Below are 19,154 nucleotides of genomic sequence, written 5' to 3' on the forward strand. Positions count from 1 at the left end.
GCGCCGGGCGGTCGGACCCGGGACACCTGACCTGCGCCCTACGGCGCGAGGTCGTCGTCGTCCGGGTCGGCCGCCCACCCGGACGTCAGACGGGTGTCCGCCGCCTGCGTCTCCTCGACCAGCACGGCGAGCAGCGCGGTCGCGTCCGGCGAGCGCAGCAGCGCGAGCTGGTCCAGCGGGCCGAGCGGTGCGATGCCCGCCACCTGCCAGAGGCGCTGCGCCGGCTCGGCCGAGAGCTCGATGTCGGGCGACCACGGCAGCTCGACGAACTCGCTGGCCCGGGTCAGGGTCGACCGCACCAGCGCCTCGGCGTCGTCGAGGGCGGCGACGGCGGCGGCGTCGACCTCCAGGGGCGCCAGCTCGCGGACCTCGGCGCGCGGGAAGGGGTCGTCCCCCAGCCAGCGGACCACGCTGAACCGGGTGGTCCCGACCGCGAGCAGCCCGATCGCCCCGTCGGCGATCTCCACCGACGCGACGCGTGCCACCGTGCCCACCTCGAACCGGACGTCCCCGCCACCGACCTCGGAGCCGCGCTCGATGAGCACCACGCCGAACTCGCGGTCCGGCTCCCCCAGCACCGCGGACAGCATCGCGACGTAGCGCTGCTCGAAGACCCGCAGCGGCAACGGCATGCCCGGCAGCAGCACCGAGCCGAGCGGGAAGATCGCCAGCTCACGCGTCTCGGCGGACATGACGGTCATCCTCGCGCGCGCCGTGCGGTGGTGCGAGCCCGAGCGCCGCGACCGCGGCGACGGGACCGGACCGGCCGTGACCCGGCCCTGCTCAGCCCCTGCTCCGCCCCTGCTCAGCCCTCGACGGGCTCGGTCGTGGCCACCGGCCAGCCGTCGTCGTCCCACGCCAGCCTGCGGATCGCGAGCCGGAAGTCGCCGCCGGCGTCGGCGTCGTAGACGTGGTACGCGAGGTGCCCGCGCGACACCGACTGCCCGCCCGGGCCCACGGACGCCCCCTGCGTCGCGAGCACCGGCGTGCCGCCGTCCTCGAGCATCGACCGTCCCTCGGCGTCCACGTACGGCCCCGTCACGTCGCGCGAGCGCCCCACCTGGATGTTGTACGTGCTCGCAGCGCCCTGGCAGCACGAGTCCTTCGAGACGAACAGGTAGTACCAGCCGTCCCGCTCGACGACGTAGGGCGCCTCGATGGCGTTGGGCGGTGCGCCCCGGGACGCGATCGTCACCGGCGGCTCGTCGGGGTCCGCGACGAGGCCGCTGGGCCACTCGAGCCGGACCATCTGGATGCCGCCCCAGAAGGACCCGAAGGCCATCCACGGCACACCGTCCGCGTCCTCGACGATCCCGGCGTCGATCGCGTTCCAGTCGTCGCGGCCCGGCTCGGACCGCAGCACCTCGCCCCGGTCGGTCCAGCCGTGGTCGGGGTCGGCCGGGTCGAGCGTCGTCGCCGTGGCCAGCCCGATGGCCGACCGGTTGGACCCGAACGTCGACGCCGAGTAGTAGAGGTAGAAGGTGCCGTCGTGCTCGTACACCTCGGGCGCCCAGAAGTTCTCCACGTCCGGGACGACGTCCTCGACCCACGCGGGACGCTCGTCCCACACCGGGTCGATCTCGGTCCACCTCCGGCCGTCCGACGACGTGCGCACCTGGACCGCGCCGTCGGCGACCGCGCGGTCCCCGGTGGAGAACACGTACCAGGGCTCGCCCTCGGCGCCGGCGACCAGCGCCGGGTCGTGGGTGCGCACGTCGCCGTCGACGGGGACCTCCGTCGCGGCGGGCGGCGCTCCCGTGCACCCGGCCAGCACGGCCACCGCGAGGACGGCGATCGCCCCGCGTCCCCCGGGCCGGCGTCGGGCCCGGGTGCGGGACGGGCCCGGGACCCGCGACGTGGTGTCGCGGCTCCCGGGCCCGCCCGTGGCGCGGCTGCGCGTCACTGCACGCCCAGCAGGAACATGCTCCAGGAGGCCGGCGGCAGCTCGGCCGCGAGGGCGCCGTCGGTGACCGCGGCGGACGGGTGCGGGCGGGGCACGACGCGGTCGGGGTCGTCCTGGGTGTTGGCGGCGGTGAGGTCGTCGTCGGCCAGGACGACGGCCTCGAGGAGCTCGACGCCCGTGAACGCCCGCAGGCCAGTGGAGAACGACACGGCCTGCGCGGGGTCGCGGTTGACGACGAACACCGCGACCCGGCCCTCACCGGCGTCGTACGTGGCCACGGAGTCCAGCAGCGGGACGTCGCCGTACTTCGCGGTGGGCAGCGCCGGGGCGTCCAGGCGCAGGTCGAGCACCTCGCCGGTGGCGTGCTTCGACATGAGCGCGAACGGGTGGAAGATCGACTGCCGCCACGCCGGGCCGTTCGGCTCGGAGCGGATCGAGGAGATGGTGTTGACGAGCTGGGCCTGCGACGCCGCGGTCACCCGGTCGGCGTGCCGCAGCAGCGTGATGAGCAGCGACCCGACGACGACGGCGTCCAGGACGGTGTACGCCTCCTCGCTCGTGCGCGGGGCCACCGTCCAGTCCTCGGGGAGCCCGCCCTGGCCGGACTGCAGCTCCCGGAGGTACCAGACGTTCCACTCGTCGAAGGAGATGTTGACCTTCTTGTCCGACTGCAGGCGGGCACCGACGTGGTCGGCGGTCGCCACGACCTGGTGGATGAAGCGGTCCATGTCGACCGACGACGCCAGGAAGCTCGCGTGGTCGGTGCCGTCGAGCTGGTAGTACGCGTGGGCCGAGATGTAGTCAACGACGTCGTAGGTGTGCTCGAGGACGGTCGCCTCCCAGGCGCCGAACGTCGGCATCGTCCGGCTCGAGGAGCCGCACGCCACCAGCTCGAGCGTCGGGTCGAACTGGCGCATCGCCCGCGCCGTCTCGGCCGCCAGGCGCCCGTACTCCTCGGCCGTCTTGTGCCCGAGCTGCCAGGGGCCGTCCATCTCGTTGCCCAGGCACCACATCCGGATGCCGTGCGGCTCCTTCGCGCCGTGCTCGATGCGCGCGTCCGACAGGGCCGTGCCCTGCGGGTGGTTGGCGTACTCCAGCAGGTCGATCGCCTCCTGCAGACCCCGGGTCCCCAGGTTCATCGCCATCATCGGCTCGACGTCGGCCTTCTTCGCCCACGCCATGAACTCGTTGAGCCCGAACGTGTTCGTCTCGATGGTGCGCCAGGCGGGGTCGAGCCGGGTCGGGCGGTCCTCGACCGGGCCGACGCCGTCCTCCCACTTGTACCCGGAGACGAAGTTGCCGCCGGGGTAGCGGACCGTCGTCACGCCGAGCTCGCGGACCAGGTCCAGGACGTCGCCGCGGAACCCGTCGTCGTCCGCGGTGGCGTGACCCGGCTCGAAGATCCCGGTGTACACGCACCGCCCCATGTGCTCCACGAAGGACCCGAAGACCCTCCGGTTGACCGGCGCCACGACGAACGCGGGATCGATCGACACTCTTGCCTGCTGCATGACTGGAAGCCTCCAAGGCGGGACGACGGGAGCTGGGACGACGGGGGAAGGGACTGCGGTGCGCGCGACGGCGCACGGCCCGGTGCGTCCCCGCGGCGCCGGGGCGCGGCGGGGACGCACGGGCTGAGGGCTACTTCAGGCTGCCCATGGTCAGCCCACCCTGCCAGTACTTCTGCAGGGCGAGGAACGAGACCACGAGCGGGATGATCGAGATGAGCGCGCCGGTGACGACGAGGTTCCACAGCTGCGAGCCGGCCGCGCCTGACGTCGACTGCGCCTGCCACTGCCCCAGGCCGACGGTGATCGGCAGGAGCTTGGTGTCGGACAGGACCGCGAGCGGCAGGAAGTAGTTGTTCCAGGTCGCCACGGTCGACAGCAGCAGCACGGTGACGATCGCCGGACGCAGCAGGGGCAGCGCCACGGAGACGAACGTCCTGAGGTCTCCCGCGCCGTCCACCCGTGCGGCGTCGAGCAGCTCGTCGGGCACGGCGTCGGCCGCGTAGACCCGCATGAGGTAGACGCCGAAGGGGCTGAGCAGCGACGGCAGGATGACGGCCCAGATCGTGTTCGTCAGCCGGAGCTCGGCCAGCAGGACGAAGGTCGGGATGACGAGCGCCGTGACCGGCACCATGACGGAGCCGAGGAGCACCGCGAAGTACAGGTTGCGGCCGGGGAAGCGGTACTTGGCGAAGCCGTAGCCGGCGAGCACCGACAGGACGGTCGCGCCGATGCCGCCGGCGAAGGCGTAGAGGAACGAGTTCCCCAGCCAGCGCCAGTAGATGCCGCCGCCCTGGGTGAACAGCTGGCGCACGTTGTCGACGAGGCTGAAGTTCTCGTCGAACCACAGCGGTCCACCGGTCCCGGTGAACAGACCGTTGATGTCCTTCGTGCTGGCCACCACGAGCCACCACAGCGGCATCGCGAAGTACAGCACCAGCAGGACGAGGAACGTGTGGGAGAGGACGGAGCGGCGCTTGGCGGGCCGCCGGGTCCGGTCGGTCTCGCTCGTGGCGGTGCCGCGGCCGGTGTCGGCGGGCCGGATCAGTGTCGACATCAGCTGAGTCCACTTCGCTTGCGGGTGAGGAAGAGGAAGATGTACGACCCGACGAACACCACCGCGCCGAGCGCGAAGGAGATGGCCGAGGCGTAGTTGAACTGGGAGTACGAGAACGCCAGCGTGAAGGCGTAGATGTTCGGGGTGAACGACGCGTCGATCGACCCGGCCGCGACGGAGCGCAGGATCTGCGGCTCCGTGAAGAACTGGAGCGTCCCGATCAGGGCGAACACGAGGATGAGCACGAGGGCCGCCGAGATCATCGGCACCTTGATGCGCAGCGCGATCTGGACGGCGTTGGCCCCGTCCATGCGGGCCGCCTCGTACACGGAGGTGTCGATGCCCCGCAGCGCGGCGTAGATGATGATCATGTAGTAGCCGGCCCACTGCCAGACGACGACGTTGAGCAGTCCGGCGAACACGTTGTCCGGGCTGAGCAGGAACGGGGCGTCGGCGCCGAACAGGCCGAAGATGGCGTCCAGGGGACCGAAGCGCGGGCTGTACAGGAAGCCCCACATCATGGCGCCGATGACGACCGGGATGGCGTACGGGACGAAGATCATCAGCCGGGAGAAGCGGGAGATCCGCGTCGCCAGGTTGTCCAGCACGAGTGCCGCGACGAGCGAGACGATCATCTGGACCGGGATGAGCACGAGCGAGAACCGCAGCACGAAGCCCACGCCCTTGAGGAACTCGGGGTCCGTGAACGCCCGGGCGTAGTTCTCCAGACCGCTGAAGCGCTCGCCCTGGGCCAGCGTCTTGGTGTGCAGGCTCAGCCAGAAGGCGTAGATGAGCGGGACGACGAGGAAAGCGATGAAGACGACGGTGAACGGGGCGACGAACGCCCAGCCCTTGCGCTGCCGGGAGCGGTCCATCCCACCGGTGCGGGTGGTGGGCCGTCGGGTGAGCGTGGTGGCGGCGCCGGGGGTGCCGGGACGACCTGGGTCATGCGGACTCCTTGAGGGGGCGCGCACGGGGCGACCGGGTGACCGGTCGCCCCGTGCCGGACGGACGGACCTACTCCTCGACCGTGAAGCCTTCGCTCCGGGCGTAGGTGACGACCTGCTCCTGCAGGCTGTCGGCTGCCTCCTCCGGCCCCTTCTCGCCCTGGACCATCGCGAACAGCTCCTCAGTCAGCTGGTCGTACGCGAAGTTCTGGAACGGGGAGAACGTGAAGCCCTCGTAGCCGGCGGCCGCGTCGAGGAAGACGTCCTCGTTGATCTTCTGGCCGTCGAAGAACGGGTACTCCAGACCCTTGAAGTAGTCGGACTCGGCGATCGGGAGCCACAGCGGGTACAGGGCGCCCTCCTCGATCCCGATCTTCCAGGCCTCCTCGGTGCCGAAGACCTCCATCGCGACCGTCGCGGCCGCCTCGGGGTTGCGGGCCTGGCTGGTCACCGCGAACGCGGAGCCACCCCAGTTGACCTGCGTGGGCTCCTCGCCCTCCCACTGCGGGATCGGGGCCGCGCGCCACACCGCGGTGTCGTCGGCGCCGGCGAGACCGGACAGGTACCCGGGGCCCCACGCGGCCGCGACGTACGTCGCGTACGAGCCGTCGACCAGCTTGGTGTTGTAGTCCGTGGTGAAGGCGTCGTCCGTGCCGACCAGGCCCTTCTCGACGAGGTCGTTCCAGTACGTGAGGACCTTCTTGGTGCCCTCGTCGTCGAGGTCGATGGTCACCTGCGTCGGGTCGTCGCCGAAGACGTACGGCTCGGACCCGGCCTGGGCGAACAGCGCCTGGAGGAAGGCGCGGCCGTTGGTCGGGAAGTCCCCGATGAGCGCCTCGCTGCCCGAGTCCTTCAGCGTCTGGGCGGCCTCGGCGTACTCCTCCCACGTGGCGGGCGGCTCGGTGATGCCGGCGGCCTCGAAGAGGTCCTGGCGGTAGAGCATGCCCATGGGGCCACCGTCGACCGGGACCGCATAGACGGCGTCACCCTGCGAGTGGTCCTCCCACACGCCCGGCGCGTAGTTGTCCTCGATCTCGTCGGCGCCGTACTGCGAGATGTCCGCGAGGCCGTCGCGGATGATGAAGCTGGGGAGCACCTCGGTCTCGAGCATGATGACGTCGGGGGCGCCGCTGCCCGCCTCGATGGCGGTGCTGAACTTCGTGTACTCGTCGTTGCCCTGGCCGGCGTTCGACCAGCAGATCTGGATGTCGTCGTGCGACTCGTTGAAGAGGTCGACAACCTGCTCGAAGGCCGGGTACCAGGCCCACACCGTGACCTGCTCGGCGTCGGGGTTCACGACGGTGTTGGTGCAGCCGGCCTCGGCCGTGCCGCCGCCCGTGCTCTCCCCGCCGGCTCCCGCGCCGGCGTCGGTGGTCCCGCCACCGCCGGAGCACGCAGCCAGGGTGACGGCTCCGAGACCGACGAGAGCACTGATGACCGTGCGGCGACCGTGCCGCCGGCGGGTGCTGAGTGGCATCACGCGAATCCTCCTTGATCCCCGCGGCCGAGTGCCGCGTCTACATCGTTGTACTACAACGATGTACTAGGACGCCGCGCTTTGGCAAGCCCAGGAGGGTCACGACCGGATCACGAAGTGAGGGCGTCCGAGCTCTGGATGACCTCGACACCGCCGGCGTCGGGACGCTCGACCTCCGCCGCACCGGGCCCGAGGGTGGACTCGCGCTCCACGACGTGGAACGCGGCGACGTGCTCGACGAACGGGCGGGTCGCATTCGGCGCGGCGATGCGCTCCACGAGGAGGTCCACGGCCGTCCGCGCGATGTCGCGTCGCCCGGGGGCGATGCTCGACAGGGACGGCGTGGAGTAGCGGGCGTCGTCGACGTCGTCGAACCCGATGACGGCGACGTCCTCGGGGACGCGCACACCCCGAGCAGACAGCACACGCAGCGCGCCCAGCGCCATCGCGTCGTTGAGCCCGAACACCGCGTCGAACGGCACGCCGGAGTCGAGGAGAGCCTCGGTGGCGGCCGCACCCGTCTCCCGGTGCCACAGGTAGCACGGGACCACGAGGGCCGGGTCGAGCGGCAGGCCGGCGTCCGCCAGGGCGCGCTCGTAGCCGGCGATGCGCAGCGGGGCGGAGCCGATGCTCTCCCCGGGTGGGCGCCGATGACGGCGATGCGCCGGCAGCCGCGCTCGATGAGGTAGGACGTCGCGGCGTACCCGCCCTCGTCGTTCGCCATCGTCACGTGGTCGGTGGGCCCGTGGAAGATGCGCTCGCCGAGCAGCACGAGGGGGTAGTCCACCGAGAGCTCGGCGCGGTCCTCCTCGCCCAGCGCGAGCGGCGAGAAGATGAGCCCGTCGGTCATCCGGCGGCGCTTGCCGTGCAGCACCTCCAGCTCGCGGTCCCGCTCGGCCCCGGTCTGCTCGATGAGCACCGTGACGCCGCGGTCCTCGCCCGCCTGGATGACCATGTCCGCGAGCTCGGCGAAGTACGGCTGGCTGAGCTCGGGGACCGCCAGCCCGATCATCCCGGTGCGCCCCTGACGCAGGTTTCGCGCGGAGACGTTGAGCTGGTAGCCCAGCTCGGCGATCGCGGCCTCGACCTTCTCCTTCGTCGCGGGCCGCAGGTAGGGGTAGCCGTTGACGACGTTGGAGACCGTCTTGACGGAGACCCCGGCCCGCTGGGCGACGTCGTGCATGGTCACCGGCATGGGGCGAGCCTTCCGTCCGACGGGCGCCCACGGGGGCGCCGCGCGCGTGGGACCGCGCGTCGCAGCCCCAGGATGGACTCTACATCGATGTAGTTGCACGTCAGGCGGCTGGCGCCGTGCCCGCCGGCGGTGGCGCGGGACGGAGGCACCGCGCAGGATCGGACCAGGTCCGCCGGGTCCGGCAGCCCGTCCCCGTCCGTCCCGAGAGGTCCCGATGCGCGTCACGCGCCCCACGGCCGAGTCCCGCCGCACGACCGGACCGCGGGCGGCGCCCGGTGCAGGGAGCCCGACACCCGGCAGCCGCTCGCCGGTCCCCCGGCCCGCTGGGCCGCCGCGCTGTCCGGTGTGATGGCCACCGCGGTCGCCCTCGGCGCCGCCGAGCTCGCCGCGGGGGCGCTGCCGGGGATCGGCTCGCTGGTGCTGGCCGTGGGCGACACCGTCATCGACGCCGCCCCGGGGTGGCTCGAGCGGGCCGCGATCGCGGCGCTCGGCACCGCGGACAAGCCCGTGCTCGTCGCCGGTGTGGTGGTCCTGTGCGCCGTCCTCGGCGCGCTGCTCGGCGTGCTCGCCCGGGAGCGTCGGCTCGCCGCGAGCGCCGGGATCGCGGCCGTGGCTGCGGTGGGTGTCGTCGCGGCTCTCGCCGACACCCGGACGGCCGCGCCGGCCGCCGTCGTCGTCGGGGCGTTCGGTGCCGCCGCGGGCGTCGTGACCCTGCTCGCTCTGCTGCGGGCCGCCCCGCGTGAGGCTCGCCGACCGCCGGCACCGGTCGCGGCGGGGGACGGCGTCACCCGCCGCCCGTTCCTCCACCTGGTCGTCGCGGCGGCCGCCGTCGCCGCCGCCGGGGCGACCGCGGGGCGGTGGGTGACCTCCCCGGACCGGCTCGAGACCATCCGGGCGGCCCTGCGCATCCCCGCGCCCGCCCGACCGGCGCCGCCCGTCCCGCCCGGTGCGGACCTCGGCCTCGCCGGTGTGACGCCGCTGTTCGTCGCGAACGCGGACTTCTACCGCATCGACACCGCGCTCACGGTTCCCCGCGTCGACCCGACCACGTGGACGCTCGAGGTGCGCGGGATGGTGGACCGCCCGTTCCGGCTCACGTACGACGAGCTGCTCGCGATGCCGCACCTCGAGGCCGACATCACGCTCGCCTGCGTGTCCAACCCGGTCGGCGGGGACCTGGTGGGCAACGCGCGCTGGCAGGGCGTCCCCCTGCGGGCTCTGCTCGACCGCGCGGGCGTCCGACCGGGCGCGACCCAGCTCCTGAGCCGCTCGGTGGACGGCTTCACCGCCGGCTTCCCGGTGACCACGGCGCTGGAGGTCACCGACGCGATGGTGGCGGTCGCCATGAACGGCGAGCCGCTGCCCGCGCGGCACGGCTTCCCGGCCCGCCTCGTCGTGCCCGGGCTGTTCGGGTACGTGTCCGCGACGAAGTGGCTGTCGGTCATCGAGCTCACGACGTTCGAGACGGAGGAGGGCTACTGGGTCCCGCGCGGCTGGGCGCGTGACGGGCCGGTCCTCACCCAGTCCCGCATCGACGTCCCGCGCGCCGCGACCCGGCTCCCGCCGGGTCGCCAGGTCGTCGCCGGCGTGGCGTGGGCACCGACGCGCGGCGTCGAGCGCGTCGAGGTGCGGGTCGACGACGGCCCCTGGCAGGGGGCGCGACTGGCCGCGGCGCTCGACGTCGACACCTGGCGTCAATGGGTCCTGGAGTGGGACGCCACGCCGGGCCGGCACACCCTGAGCGTCCGGGCCAGCGACGGCACCGGTGAGACGCAGACCGCCCGCCGGACCGCGGTGGCGCCCGACGGCGCCCGCGGTCACCACACGATCGAGGTCCGGGTCGACGACGCCTGACCCGCGACCGTCCGCCGGTCAGCCGACCAGCATGCTCCCAGAGACCGTGAGCTGCACCGACTCCCCGTCACGCCGGCGATCTGGTCACCCGCCGCGTACCGGTCGCCGGCGAACAGGCCGCGGGCGTCGATCCGGACGAACCCCAGCCGGGCGAGCCGCTCCTGCTCGTGCTGCGGGAGCTCGTCGGCCCCGGTGACGACGTCGACGACGGCGCCCACGAGGCCGCGCTCACCGCTGCCGCCCTGCCCCTGCGCGGTCACCGACCCGGGGTCGGACATCCGGACCTCGGCCACCGTGCCGACGTCCTCCCCCTCGGCGTCCACCACGCGCATGCCTTCGCGGACAGCGCTGATGGCCCCCTCGCCGCCCGTCGCACCTGTCGTCCCGACCATGTCGACCTCCCGCTGCTCGGCTCCGGGGCGGCGGACACCGGACCCGGAGCGCTCGTCCTTCGGTCAAGGACCAGTCAACACCCTGTCGTGGGACGGTGCACCGCGGCTGCGCCCGGGCGGTCAGCGGGGCGCGGCGTCGTGCTCGGCACGGGTCAGGCGGGCCACCTCGTCGAGCCGCGCGCGGTCCAGGTCGGGCCGACCGCCGAGGTGGGACACCGTCGCCGCGGCCGCAGCCGACGCGAACCAGCCCGCCGCCTCCGGGGCGTCGCCGCGCAGCAGCGCCGCGGCGAGCCCGGCGACGAAGGCGTCCCCGCCGCCGGTCGGGTCCACCGGCTCGCTGTCGATCAGCGGCATCACCACCTGCCCACCGGACCACGCGAGCACGTTGGCCTCCGTGCCGACGGCGAGCGCGACGACGTCCGGCCCCGCGTCGAGCAGGGCGGCCGCGGCGTCGACCGCCGCGTCGACACCGCCGAGGTCACGGTCCAGGAGCAGCGCGGCCTCGGTGTCGTCGGCGCGGACGACGCTCGCGCCGCCGAGCACGGCACGCCGGGTCTCGTCGTCCGCGGGGGCGCCGTCGGCCACGACGCGCACGCCGTGCGCACGCGCGAGGCGCAGCGCCTCGCGGACGGCCGGCCCGGGCTGCTGCAGCTGCACGAGCAGCAGCCGCGCGGACGCGATGAGGGGCTCCGCCGCACGCACGTCCTCGGCGGTGAGCCGGACGGCGTCGTCGACGCTCTCCAGCAGGCGGCGCACGCCGTCCGGCTCGACGACGTCGACGAGCAGCGCGGTCGGCGCGCCCGCCCGGCGGACCACGCCGCTGACGTCGATGCCGTCGCGCTCCGCCTGCGCCAGCACGTCGGCGCCCGCGGCGTCGTCGCCCACCACCCCGACGAGCCCGACGCCGACCGCGAGGCAGCGCAGGCCCACGGCCTGGTTCGCGCCCTTGCCGCCGAGCACCTCGCGGCGCGCCGTCACGTCCGCCGACCCACCCGGCTCGGGGATCGCGTCGACGCCCAGCACGAGGTCCCGGCCGATCTCACCCACCACCACGACGTCGGGCATGCGCCCCTCCCTTGCGTGCCGCACCGTCCGGCGCACCGTCCGGTCGCGCCGTCCTCCAGCCTCACCGCTCCCGTGCCCGACGGCGACCGCACGTGCTCGACAGGTCAGCGGCGCCGCACCGTGGTGGGATCGCCTGCGTGAACCGATCGGCCGATGCCTGGTGCGTGCGCGAGACGTCGCTCCCGCGCAGCGACGCGGGCACCGTCGCCTCCCTCCTGACGCTGTCCAACGGCTACGTCGGGGTGCGTGGGGTCCTCGACGAGGGCCGCCCGGCGGCCGGTCCCGCCACGCTCATGGCGAGCGTCCACGACGAGCGTCCCTTCACCTACGCCGAGCCCGCCTACGGGTACCCGGAGACCGACGAGCACCCCGTCCCCGTGCCCGACGGGTGGGCGCTGGACGTCGTCGTCGGCGGGCACCCCTGGACACCGGCACCGGGCGCCTCGACCGGCACGAGCGCACCCTGGACCTGCGGGCCGGTGCGCTCGACCGCGACCTGCGGTGGACGTCCCCCGCCGGCTCGACCGTCGAGCTGACGGCCCGCCGCATGGTGTCGTTCACCCGGCGCGAGCTCGTGACCACCGCGGTCGAGCTGCGCGCGGTCGACGCCGTCCGCGTCGAGCTGCGCCCGTTCCGGTGCGAGCCCGCGCGGGCGGACCCGGACACGCCCGCCGGTCCGGCCGACGCGCTGGCGCGCCGCGCGTGCCGGCACGACGTCGACCACGCGTGGTCCCTGCACGAGGTCCCCAGCACGGGCATCGGCGTGCTGGTCGCCGCGGACTGGGCGGTGGACGCCGACGACGGCGCCGCGACGGACGTCCGGACCGGCCCGCACGGCACCCGCGTCCTCGTCGACCTGGGCGCCGGGCAGGCGGTGCGGCTCCTGCTGCACGCGGCGTACACGGCCGGACCGGGCGCCGCCCAGGTGGACCTCCACACCGCCGCACGCACCGTGCTCGACGACGCCCGCGCCGCCGGGTGGGACGCGCTGCAGGCGGAGCAGCGGGCGTTCCTCGACGACGTGTGGTCCCGCGCCGACGTGGAGGTCGACGGGGACCCCGTGCTGCAGACGGCCGTGCGGTTCACCGTCCTGCAGGTCGTGCAGGCCGCCGCCCGGACCGAGGGCGTCGGCATCCGCGCGAAGGGCCTGACCGGCACCGGGTACCACGGGCACACGTTCTGGGACGCGGACACGTTCGTGCTGCCGGTCCTCAACCACGCGCTGCCGACGGCGGCGGCGCACCACCTGCGCTGGCGGCACACGACGCTGCCGCAGGCGGTGCGGCGGGCGGCAGAGCTCGGGCTCGCGGGGGCCGCGTTCCCGTGGCGCACCATCACGGGGCGGGAGTGCTCGGGGTACTGGCCGGCCGGGACCGCGGCGCACCACATCACCGCGGACGTCGCGGACGCCGCCGTCCGGCACGGGGTCGCGACCGGTGACGCCACGTTCGCCGCGGAGGTGGCCGTCGACCTCGTCGTGCACGCCGCGCGGCTGTGGCTGTCCCTGGGGCACCACGCACGCGACGGCTTCCGCATCGACGGCGTGACCGGACCGGACGAGTACAGCGCGCTCGCCGACAACAACACGTACACGAACCTCATGGCACGACGGAACCTGCGGGCGGCGGACGAGCTGGCCGCCCGGTACCCGCACCGGGCGGACCGGCTCGGCGTGACCGCGGACGAGCGCGCCGCCTGGTGCGCCGCGGCCGACGCCATGGTCGTGCCGGTCGACGACGAGCTCGGCGTCACCGAGCAGTCCGAGGGCTTCACCCGGCACGCGGCGTGGGACTTCGCCGCGACCGGACCGGACGACTACCCGCTCGACTCCCACGCCCCGTACGGCGCCCTCTACCGCCGGCAGGTGGTCAAGCAGGCCGACCTCGTGGTGGCCCACCACCTGGCCGGCGACGCGTTCGACCTCGACCGCAAGCGACGCGACTTCGCCTACTACGAGCCGTTGACCGTCCGTGACTCGAGCCTGTCCGCCCCCTCGCAGGCGGTCGTGGCCGCGGAGGTGGGGCACGCCGACCTCGCCCTCGCCTACGTCCGGGAGACCGCGCTGATCGACCTGCGCGACCTGGACGGGACCACCCACGAGGGGTTGCACGTCGCCGCGCTCGCGGGTGCCTGGACGGCGCTCGTCGCGGGCTTCGGCGGTCTGCGCGACCACGACGGCGGTCTGCACCTGCGGCCGACCCTGCCGCCGGCCCTGGCCGGCCTGCGCTTCCGCCTGCTGCGGCACGACGCGCTGGTCGAGGTGCGGATCGCACGCTCCGGCGTGACGTACCGCCTCGTGCGGGGGTCCGGCGTCGACCTGACGCACGACGGGCAGCCGGTGCGCCTGACGCCCGCGGAACCCGTCGCGGACCTCCCGCTCGTGGTCGTCCCGCAGGTCCCGGCCCCACCGCAGCCGCCCGGGCGCGGTCCGCGCGGAGCGGGCTGAGCCGCCGCGCCGACCACCGCGCGGTCAGGCGGAGCCGTGCTCCGCGGCCTCGCGGCGGCGTCGCGCCGCCGCCACCCGGGCCGCACGCTCCCGCCGCATCCGGGCGTGCGGGTCCGCCGCCCCGCCGAGCTGGGCCGGGCCGAACAGGTGCAGGGCGGTGTACCGGATCCGGTAGCCGATCCGGTAGCGCAGGGTGAGTCCCTCGCGGTCGGCGCGCGTGCTCATGGGCGGTGCTCCCCTCTGTCGTCCGGCCGGCGCGGTCGCGGCCGGAGCTGCGACCAGGCTATCGGGCCGGGGGACCCGCTCCGTCCCCGCGGCGACGCCACCACCGCCGCGCGCGACGCTCCGCCTCGGCGCGGTCCGCATCCGCCGCACGCTGGGTCGCCTGCGCCGCGACCGCCGCCGCCCGTGCCCGACGGCGCTCGTGCCACGCCAGGACCTCGGCCTCCACGTCGCGCAGCGGCGTGACCACCGGAGGTCCGCCGCGCAGCTGGCGGCGCGCCTCGACGACCCGGGCGTTGAACTCCGCGAGCGCCTCGCGCACGCCGTGCTCCCCGTGCTCGCGGTCGAGGACCGCGTCGAGCGCGGCGTCGTCCTTGCGGAGCTGAAGCGCCTCGGGCAGGACGCCGGTGAGCCCCTCGCGCTCGATGAACGACTTCAGCCACCAGTCCGGGTCGTGCCGGCCGGTCAGGCCCGGGATCGGCTTGCCGGCCAGCGGCAGGTCGTCGAACTCCCCGCGCAGCATCGCCTGGCGCACGAGCTCGTCGGCGAAGGCGCCGCGGGCGGCCCAGCTCGTCGGGCGTGGACCGGACGGTCGCTCGGCGGACCGCGAGCCGGCCGGCGACCCGTCCCCCGCTCCCGCCGCGTCGGTGCCGGGCGGGAGGTCGTCGTCCGGGCGAGGAGGATCGTCGGCGGGTCCGTCCTCCTCGGCGAGCCGGTCCAGCCGGTACTGCGCAACGCGGCGCTGCGGGTCCCACTCCCCCATCGTGACCCCCGGCACCTGTCGGTCGGCGTGCGTGCGGGCCGGACCGGTCCGGCCGACCACCACGGTACGACGCCGGGACGCCGCGCCGGCGACCGGCCCCCGGGCGTGCCCGGACGCCCCGGGTCACCCGGTCGGCGCCATCGGTCGTCGCGCGTCGTCGGCCGCCTCGGTCATGTCGCGCCGATCGCGTGGTACACCGGTGCGCGCACGGACGAGCGCGGCCGGCCGCAGACCCCGGCCGGTCGCGCCACGCACCACGCAGCACGCAGCACGCAGCACGCACCGAGGACCGGCTCGTGCCGGGAGGACGACAGGGGGCCCATGAGCGACAACGCACGCACCGGACCGATCGACGACGACGCACGGCGTGGACCGCGTCGTGCCGTGCTCGCGGCGGTGGTCGCCGCGGTCGCCGTCGTCCTGGTGGTCGCCTTCGCTCTGACCCGGGGCACCGCGGAGGACCCCGCGCCCGGTGCGGCCGGACCGACCCCGAGCGCCTCGCCCACCGTCGTCGCGACCCCCAGCGCCACCCCGACGGACGACCCGACGCCGACCGCCTCGCCCACCCCGACGCCGACCCCCGACGACGCCGCGACCACCGCCCCCGCCCCGGCCCCGACACCGGAGCCGACGACCGCACCCGCGGCCCCGTCGTCACCGCCGGAGCAGGTCGACCCGGCCCACGGGGACGAGGCGTGGGGGTGTACCTGACCGTGGTGGAGTCCTTCGACGCCCCCGCCCTGACCGCGACCGACGAGCGGCTCCGCGAGCTCGGGTACCAGCCCGGCGGTCACGGCGAGCTCGCCTGCGACCAGGGTGCCGCCGAGGCCCTCGGTCTCGACCCGCAGACGATCGCCGCGTCGGTGTACTTCGCCTCCGAGGCGGACGCGCGCAGGTTCGCCGAGGCCTACGGTCCCGACGTCGTGGGCGTCGCCGCGGTCACGGTGTTCTGCCGCGACTGACCCGTCGGCGCACACCCTGCACCGTCAGGCCGAGCGTGACGGCGCAGGCGACGGCCAGGGCGGTCCCGGCCACCGGGTGACCGGTGACGCGTGCGCCGACGGCGCCGATCGTCACGTAGAGGCCGGCCCACACCGCGCAGGCCAGCACGTCCGCGGCCACGAACGTGCCCGGGGCGCACCGGCCCGCACCCAGCGCGATGATCACCGGCGCGCGGGCTCCCGGCACGAGCCGGCCCACCAGCAGCGACCGGTACGCGCGCCCGGAGATGTCCCGGCGCGCGCGCCGCACGGCCGGTGCCGACCTCCGCGCCGCCAACCAGGCCCTCGCGCGTGCGGGGAGGCGGTCGGCGGCGACGGTCGCGGCGACGTACATCACGCCGTCGCCGAGCACCGACGCGACGAGGACGACGACGTACAGGGTGAGCGCGGCCGGCACCGAGCCGCCCGCGAGCGCCGCGGCGCCGCTGACGATCTCACCGGTGGGCACGAACGGCACGGCGGAGGCGACGAGGACGGCGAGGCCCAGGGTCGCGAGCGCGGTGGGGCACATCCGGGTGCCCCCGGGGCGCCTCGACGCGGGGGCACGGGCGTGGTCATCGGTCGTCCTTCGTCACGGTGGAGAGGGACGTGGTCGCCCTGCGTGCGGTCCCGGGAACGGTCGTCCCGGAGGCGTCGCCCAGCATGCGCGGAGCACGGGTCCACCGCAAACCGCGGTCGCGCCGGCGAGGTCCTCGACCTCACCGGCGCGACGACCGGCAGCCGCCCCGACCGGGCCGCCGGTCCTCAGCGGGTGAGGGCGCCGCGCAGTCGCTCCCACTCGTCGCCGCGCAGCGGCAGGACGCCACCGTGCTTGGTGTCCGGTGGCATGTGGAACCGCTCGGGCGGGACCGGTTCCCACGCGCCCCCCGCGAGGTCCGACGTCCGGAACGCCACGTAGCCCTGCGGTCGACGCTCGTACTGGTCCAGGAACAGGTACCAGACGTCGTCGTGGTGGTCCTTGAACACCACGGGCCCCTCGAGCTTGCCGTGCGCGTCCGCACCGATCCGCCGCGCCACGGTTCGGAACCCGTCGGACAGGAGCGCGGGCCCGACCTCGTGGTAGACGCGGTCGGAGTCCGGCCCGAACGACTCCTGCTTCGAGATCCGGTGCACGGCACCGTCCTGGACCAGGATCGTGGTGTCGATGACGTCGACACCACGATCGATCAGCACGGTCGGCTCGGCGATGCGACGGAAGTCCGGCGTCCAGGCCGCCAGCACCCGGCTGTACGCCTCGCCGCGGTGGTCCTCGTCGTCCGCCGCGTAGAGCGCCGACGACCAGAACAGCAGGAACTCGCCGCGCTCGGCGTCGTACACGGCCTCCGGCGCCCACGCCATCCCCGCCTCGGGCGGGGCGACCTCCAGGGTCCACGGCTCCGACCACGACACCAGGTCCGTCGACCGCCACACCAGCAGGTCGCGGCTCCCGTGACGCGTCCAGGCGTCCCATCCGGCGTCGTCGCCGCCGTAGATCCGCAGGTCGGTCGCGACGATGAAGAACTCGTCCGCGCCGCGCACGACGAACGGGTCGCGGATCCCGGTGGTGCCCACGGTGGACCGCAGCAGCGGCTCGCCGCCGTTCAGCCGGACCCACGTGCACGGGTCGTCCCCGTCACTGAGCGAGAAGTGGACCTGCTCCCCGTAGCCGTCCGGGGCCTCGACGAAGTGGACGAGCAGGTAGCCGAACCCGTCACCTGACCCCGCCGGTCGTTCCGGCGCGGCGGGGTGCGCGCTCAGCGGGACACCTCCAGCAGGAACATGCTCCAGGACGCCGCGGGCAGCTCGGCGCGCAGGGTCGTGCCGTCGACCGTGCTCGAGGTGTGCGGCCGGGGGACGACGCGGTCCGGCTCCTCCACGGTGTTCGCCGCGAACAGGTCGTCGCCGCCGAGGAGCACCGCCTCGGTCAGGCGCACCTCGCCGAAGCCGCGCAGGTCCGTGGTGAAGGCGACCGGCTCGGCGGGGTCCCGGTTGACCACGAACACGGCGAGGCGGCCTTCCCCGGCGTCCCAGGTCGCGACCGAGTCCAGGACCGGCACGTCGCCGTGCTTCGCCGTCGCCAGCATGGGCACGTCCACCCGCAGGTCCAGCACCTGCCCCTGCGCGTGCCGCGCGGTCAGCGCGAAGGGGTGGAAGATCGACTGCCGCCACGCCGGGCCGTTCGGCTCGGTGCGGATCGAGCTGATGGTGTTGACCAGCTGCGCCTGGCAGGCGGCGGTCACCCGGTCGCTGTGCCGGAGCAACGTGATCAGCAGCGAGCCGACGACGACGGCATCCAGGGCCGTGTAGGCGTCCTCGCTGATGCGCGGGGCGACCGTCCAGTCCTCCGGCAGGCCGCTCTCCTGCATCTCGCGCAGGTACCAGACGTTCCACTCGTCGAAGGAGATGTTGATCTTCTTCGACGAGGACAGCTTCGCGCCGACGTGGTCCGCGGTGGCGACGACCTCACGGATGAACAGGTCCATGTTGACCGACGACGCCAGGAAGCTGCCGACGTCGTCACCGTCGAGCTGGTAGTAGGCGTGCGCGGACACGAGGTCCACGACGTCGTAGGTGTGCTCGAGGACGGTCGCCTCCCAGGCGCCGAAGGTCGGCATGTGCCGACCCGAGCTCCCGCAGGCGACGAGCTCGAGGTCCGGGTCGAACTGCCGCATCGCGCGCGCGGTCTCGGCCGCGAGGCGCCCGTACTCCTCGGCGGTCTTGTGGCCGAGCTGCCAGGGGCCGTCCATCTCGTTGCCCAGGCACCACATCCGGATGCCGTGCGGCTCCTTCGCGCCGTGCTCGATGCGCGCGTCCGACAGGGCCGTGCCCTGCGGGTGGTTGGCGTACTCCAGCAGGTCGATCGCCTCCTGCAGGCCCCGCGTCCCGAGGTTCATCGCCATGATCGGCTCGACGTCGGCCTTCGTGGCCCACTCCATGAACTCGTTGAGGCCGAACGCGTTCGTCTCGATGGTGCGCCACGCGGGGTCCAGGCGGGTCGGGCGGTCGTCGACCGGCCCGACGCCGTCCTCCCACTTGTAGCCCGAGACGAAGTTGCCGCCCGGGTACCGCACGGCCGTCACCCCCAGCTCGCGCACGAGCTCCAGCACGTCACCCCGCAGGCCGGCGTCGTCCGCGGTCGGGTGGCCCGGCTCGAAGATGCCGCCGTACACGCACCGACCCATGTGCTCGACGAACGACCCGAACACCCGACGGTTGACGGGCGCCACGACGAACGCGGGATCGATCGACAGCTTGCCGTTCTGCATGGACTGCTCCTGGGTTGTGGTGGTGCGCGGTCGAGCGGTCTCGACCGAGGGGACGGGCTGGGATGGGCTGGGGTGCGCC

17 protein-coding genes and 2 pseudogenes are annotated in these 19,154 nt (G+C 74.2%); 5 read left to right on the top strand and 14 right to left on the bottom strand.

Annotated features, from left to right (window positions below; translation table 11 throughout):
• Positions 1-38: 38 nt before the first annotated feature.
• From REH70_RS11970 to REH70_RS20700, 7 genes and pseudogenes are all read right to left on the bottom strand, one after another.
• A complete protein-coding gene (locus REH70_RS11970) occupies positions 39-692 on the bottom strand; it encodes an LON peptidase substrate-binding domain-containing protein (protein WP_310747470.1) in 654 nt (217 codons plus the stop codon).
• A 113-nt stretch (positions 693-805) separates the two neighbouring features.
• The gene (locus REH70_RS11975) at positions 806-1,714 is read right to left on the bottom strand and encodes an arabinan endo-1,5-alpha-L-arabinosidase (protein ID WP_310747471.1); all 909 of its coding nucleotides are present in this window, start codon (positions 1,712-1,714) and stop codon (positions 806-808) included.
• A gap of 185 nt (positions 1,715-1,899) precedes the next feature.
• Positions 1,900-3,414, bottom strand: coding sequence for an alpha-N-arabinofuranosidase (locus REH70_RS11980; protein ID WP_310747473.1), 1,515 nt, complete (start codon positions 3,412-3,414; stop codon positions 1,900-1,902).
• A 130-nt stretch (positions 3,415-3,544) separates the two neighbouring features.
• Complete coding sequence (locus tag REH70_RS11985) at positions 3,545-4,468, bottom strand: carbohydrate ABC transporter permease (protein WP_310747475.1); 924 nt, start codon at positions 4,466-4,468, stop codon at positions 3,545-3,547.
• Positions 4,468-5,343, bottom strand: coding sequence for a sugar ABC transporter permease (locus REH70_RS11990; RefSeq protein ID WP_310747477.1), 876 nt, complete (start codon positions 5,341-5,343; stop codon positions 4,468-4,470). Before REH70_RS11990 ends, REH70_RS11985 begins: the two co-directional genes overlap by 1 nt.
• 142 nt (positions 5,344-5,485) lie before the next feature.
• Positions 5,486-6,892: an extracellular solute-binding protein gene (locus tag REH70_RS11995; RefSeq protein WP_310747478.1), complete on the bottom strand. Its 1,407-nt coding sequence runs from the start codon at positions 6,890-6,892 to the stop codon at positions 5,486-5,488.
• Positions 6,893-7,002: 110 nt separating this feature from the next.
• A pseudogene (locus REH70_RS20700) lies at positions 7,003-8,087 on the bottom strand (LacI family DNA-binding transcriptional regulator).
• A 348-nt stretch (positions 8,088-8,435) separates the two neighbouring features.
• On the opposite strand from REH70_RS20700, the gene REH70_RS12015 reads away from it, so the two are divergent.
• Positions 8,436-9,941: a molybdopterin-dependent oxidoreductase gene (locus tag REH70_RS12015; RefSeq protein WP_310747480.1), complete on the top strand. Its 1,506-nt coding sequence runs from the start codon at positions 8,436-8,438 to the stop codon at positions 9,939-9,941.
• On the opposite strand, the gene REH70_RS12020 is transcribed toward REH70_RS12015, so the two are convergent.
• Together REH70_RS12020 and REH70_RS12025 are read right to left on the bottom strand one after the other, a co-directional pair.
• The gene (locus REH70_RS12020) at positions 9,905-10,333 is read right to left on the bottom strand and encodes a hypothetical protein (protein ID WP_310747482.1); all 429 of its coding nucleotides are present in this window, start codon (positions 10,331-10,333) and stop codon (positions 9,905-9,907) included. The genes REH70_RS12015 and REH70_RS12020 overlap by 37 nt on opposite strands.
• A 120-nt stretch (positions 10,334-10,453) precedes the next feature.
• Positions 10,454-11,398, bottom strand: coding sequence for a PfkB family carbohydrate kinase (locus tag REH70_RS12025; protein ID WP_310747484.1), 945 nt, complete (start codon positions 11,396-11,398; stop codon positions 10,454-10,456).
• 164 nt (positions 11,399-11,562) lie between these two features.
• On the opposite strand from REH70_RS12025, the pseudogene REH70_RS12030 reads away from it, so the two are divergent.
• Both REH70_RS12030 and REH70_RS12035 read left to right on the top strand, forming a co-directional pair.
• A pseudogene (locus tag REH70_RS12030) lies at positions 11,563-12,221 on the top strand (hypothetical protein); the annotation flags it as partial.
• A gap of 252 nt (positions 12,222-12,473) precedes the next feature.
• A complete protein-coding gene (locus tag REH70_RS12035) occupies positions 12,474-13,844 on the top strand; it encodes a glycosyl hydrolase family 65 protein (protein WP_310754258.1) in 1,371 nt (456 codons plus the stop codon).
• Positions 13,845-13,868: 24 nt separating this feature from the next.
• Here REH70_RS12035 and REH70_RS12040 read toward each other — a convergent pair whose 3' ends face one another.
• Both REH70_RS12040 and REH70_RS12045 read right to left on the bottom strand, forming a co-directional pair.
• Positions 13,869-14,069: a hypothetical protein gene (locus REH70_RS12040; RefSeq protein ID WP_310747486.1), complete on the bottom strand. Its 201-nt coding sequence runs from the start codon at positions 14,067-14,069 to the stop codon at positions 13,869-13,871.
• Positions 14,070-14,127: 58 nt separating this feature from the next.
• Positions 14,128-14,829: a DUF1992 domain-containing protein gene (locus tag REH70_RS12045; RefSeq protein WP_310747488.1), complete on the bottom strand. Its 702-nt coding sequence runs from the start codon at positions 14,827-14,829 to the stop codon at positions 14,128-14,130.
• 321 nt (positions 14,830-15,150) lie between these two features.
• On the opposite strand from REH70_RS12045, the gene REH70_RS12050 reads away from it, so the two are divergent.
• Complete coding sequence (locus tag REH70_RS12050) at positions 15,151-15,540, top strand: hypothetical protein (RefSeq protein WP_310747489.1); 390 nt, start codon at positions 15,151-15,153, stop codon at positions 15,538-15,540.
• A complete protein-coding gene (locus tag REH70_RS12055; RefSeq protein WP_310747491.1) occupies positions 15,525-15,791 on the top strand; it encodes a hypothetical protein in 267 nt (88 codons plus the stop codon). The genes REH70_RS12050 and REH70_RS12055 overlap by 16 nt, the downstream gene beginning before the upstream one ends.
• On the opposite strand, the gene REH70_RS12060 is transcribed toward REH70_RS12055, so the two are convergent.
• From REH70_RS12060 to REH70_RS12070, 3 genes are all read right to left on the bottom strand, one after another.
• Positions 15,769-16,341 carry a VTT domain-containing protein gene (locus REH70_RS12060; RefSeq protein ID WP_310747493.1) on the bottom strand — a complete coding sequence of 191 codons (573 nt, stop codon included), beginning with the start codon at positions 16,339-16,341 and terminating at the stop codon, positions 15,769-15,771. The genes REH70_RS12055 and REH70_RS12060 overlap by 23 nt on opposite strands.
• 233 nt (positions 16,342-16,574) lie before the next feature.
• Positions 16,575-17,381 carry a glycoside hydrolase family 43 protein gene (locus tag REH70_RS12065; protein WP_310747495.1) on the bottom strand — a complete coding sequence of 269 codons (807 nt, stop codon included), beginning with the start codon at positions 17,379-17,381 and terminating at the stop codon, positions 16,575-16,577.
• 182 nt (positions 17,382-17,563) lie between these two features.
• On the bottom strand, positions 17,564-19,075 hold the full coding sequence (locus tag REH70_RS12070) for an alpha-N-arabinofuranosidase (protein ID WP_310747497.1): 1,512 nt from the start codon (positions 19,073-19,075) through the stop codon (positions 17,564-17,566).
• Positions 19,076-19,154 lie beyond the last annotated feature (79 nt).

This window comes from Cellulomonas sp. ATA003, from assembly GCF_031582905.1.
Classification (GTDB): domain Bacteria; phylum Actinomycetota; class Actinomycetes; order Actinomycetales; family Cellulomonadaceae; genus Pengzhenrongella.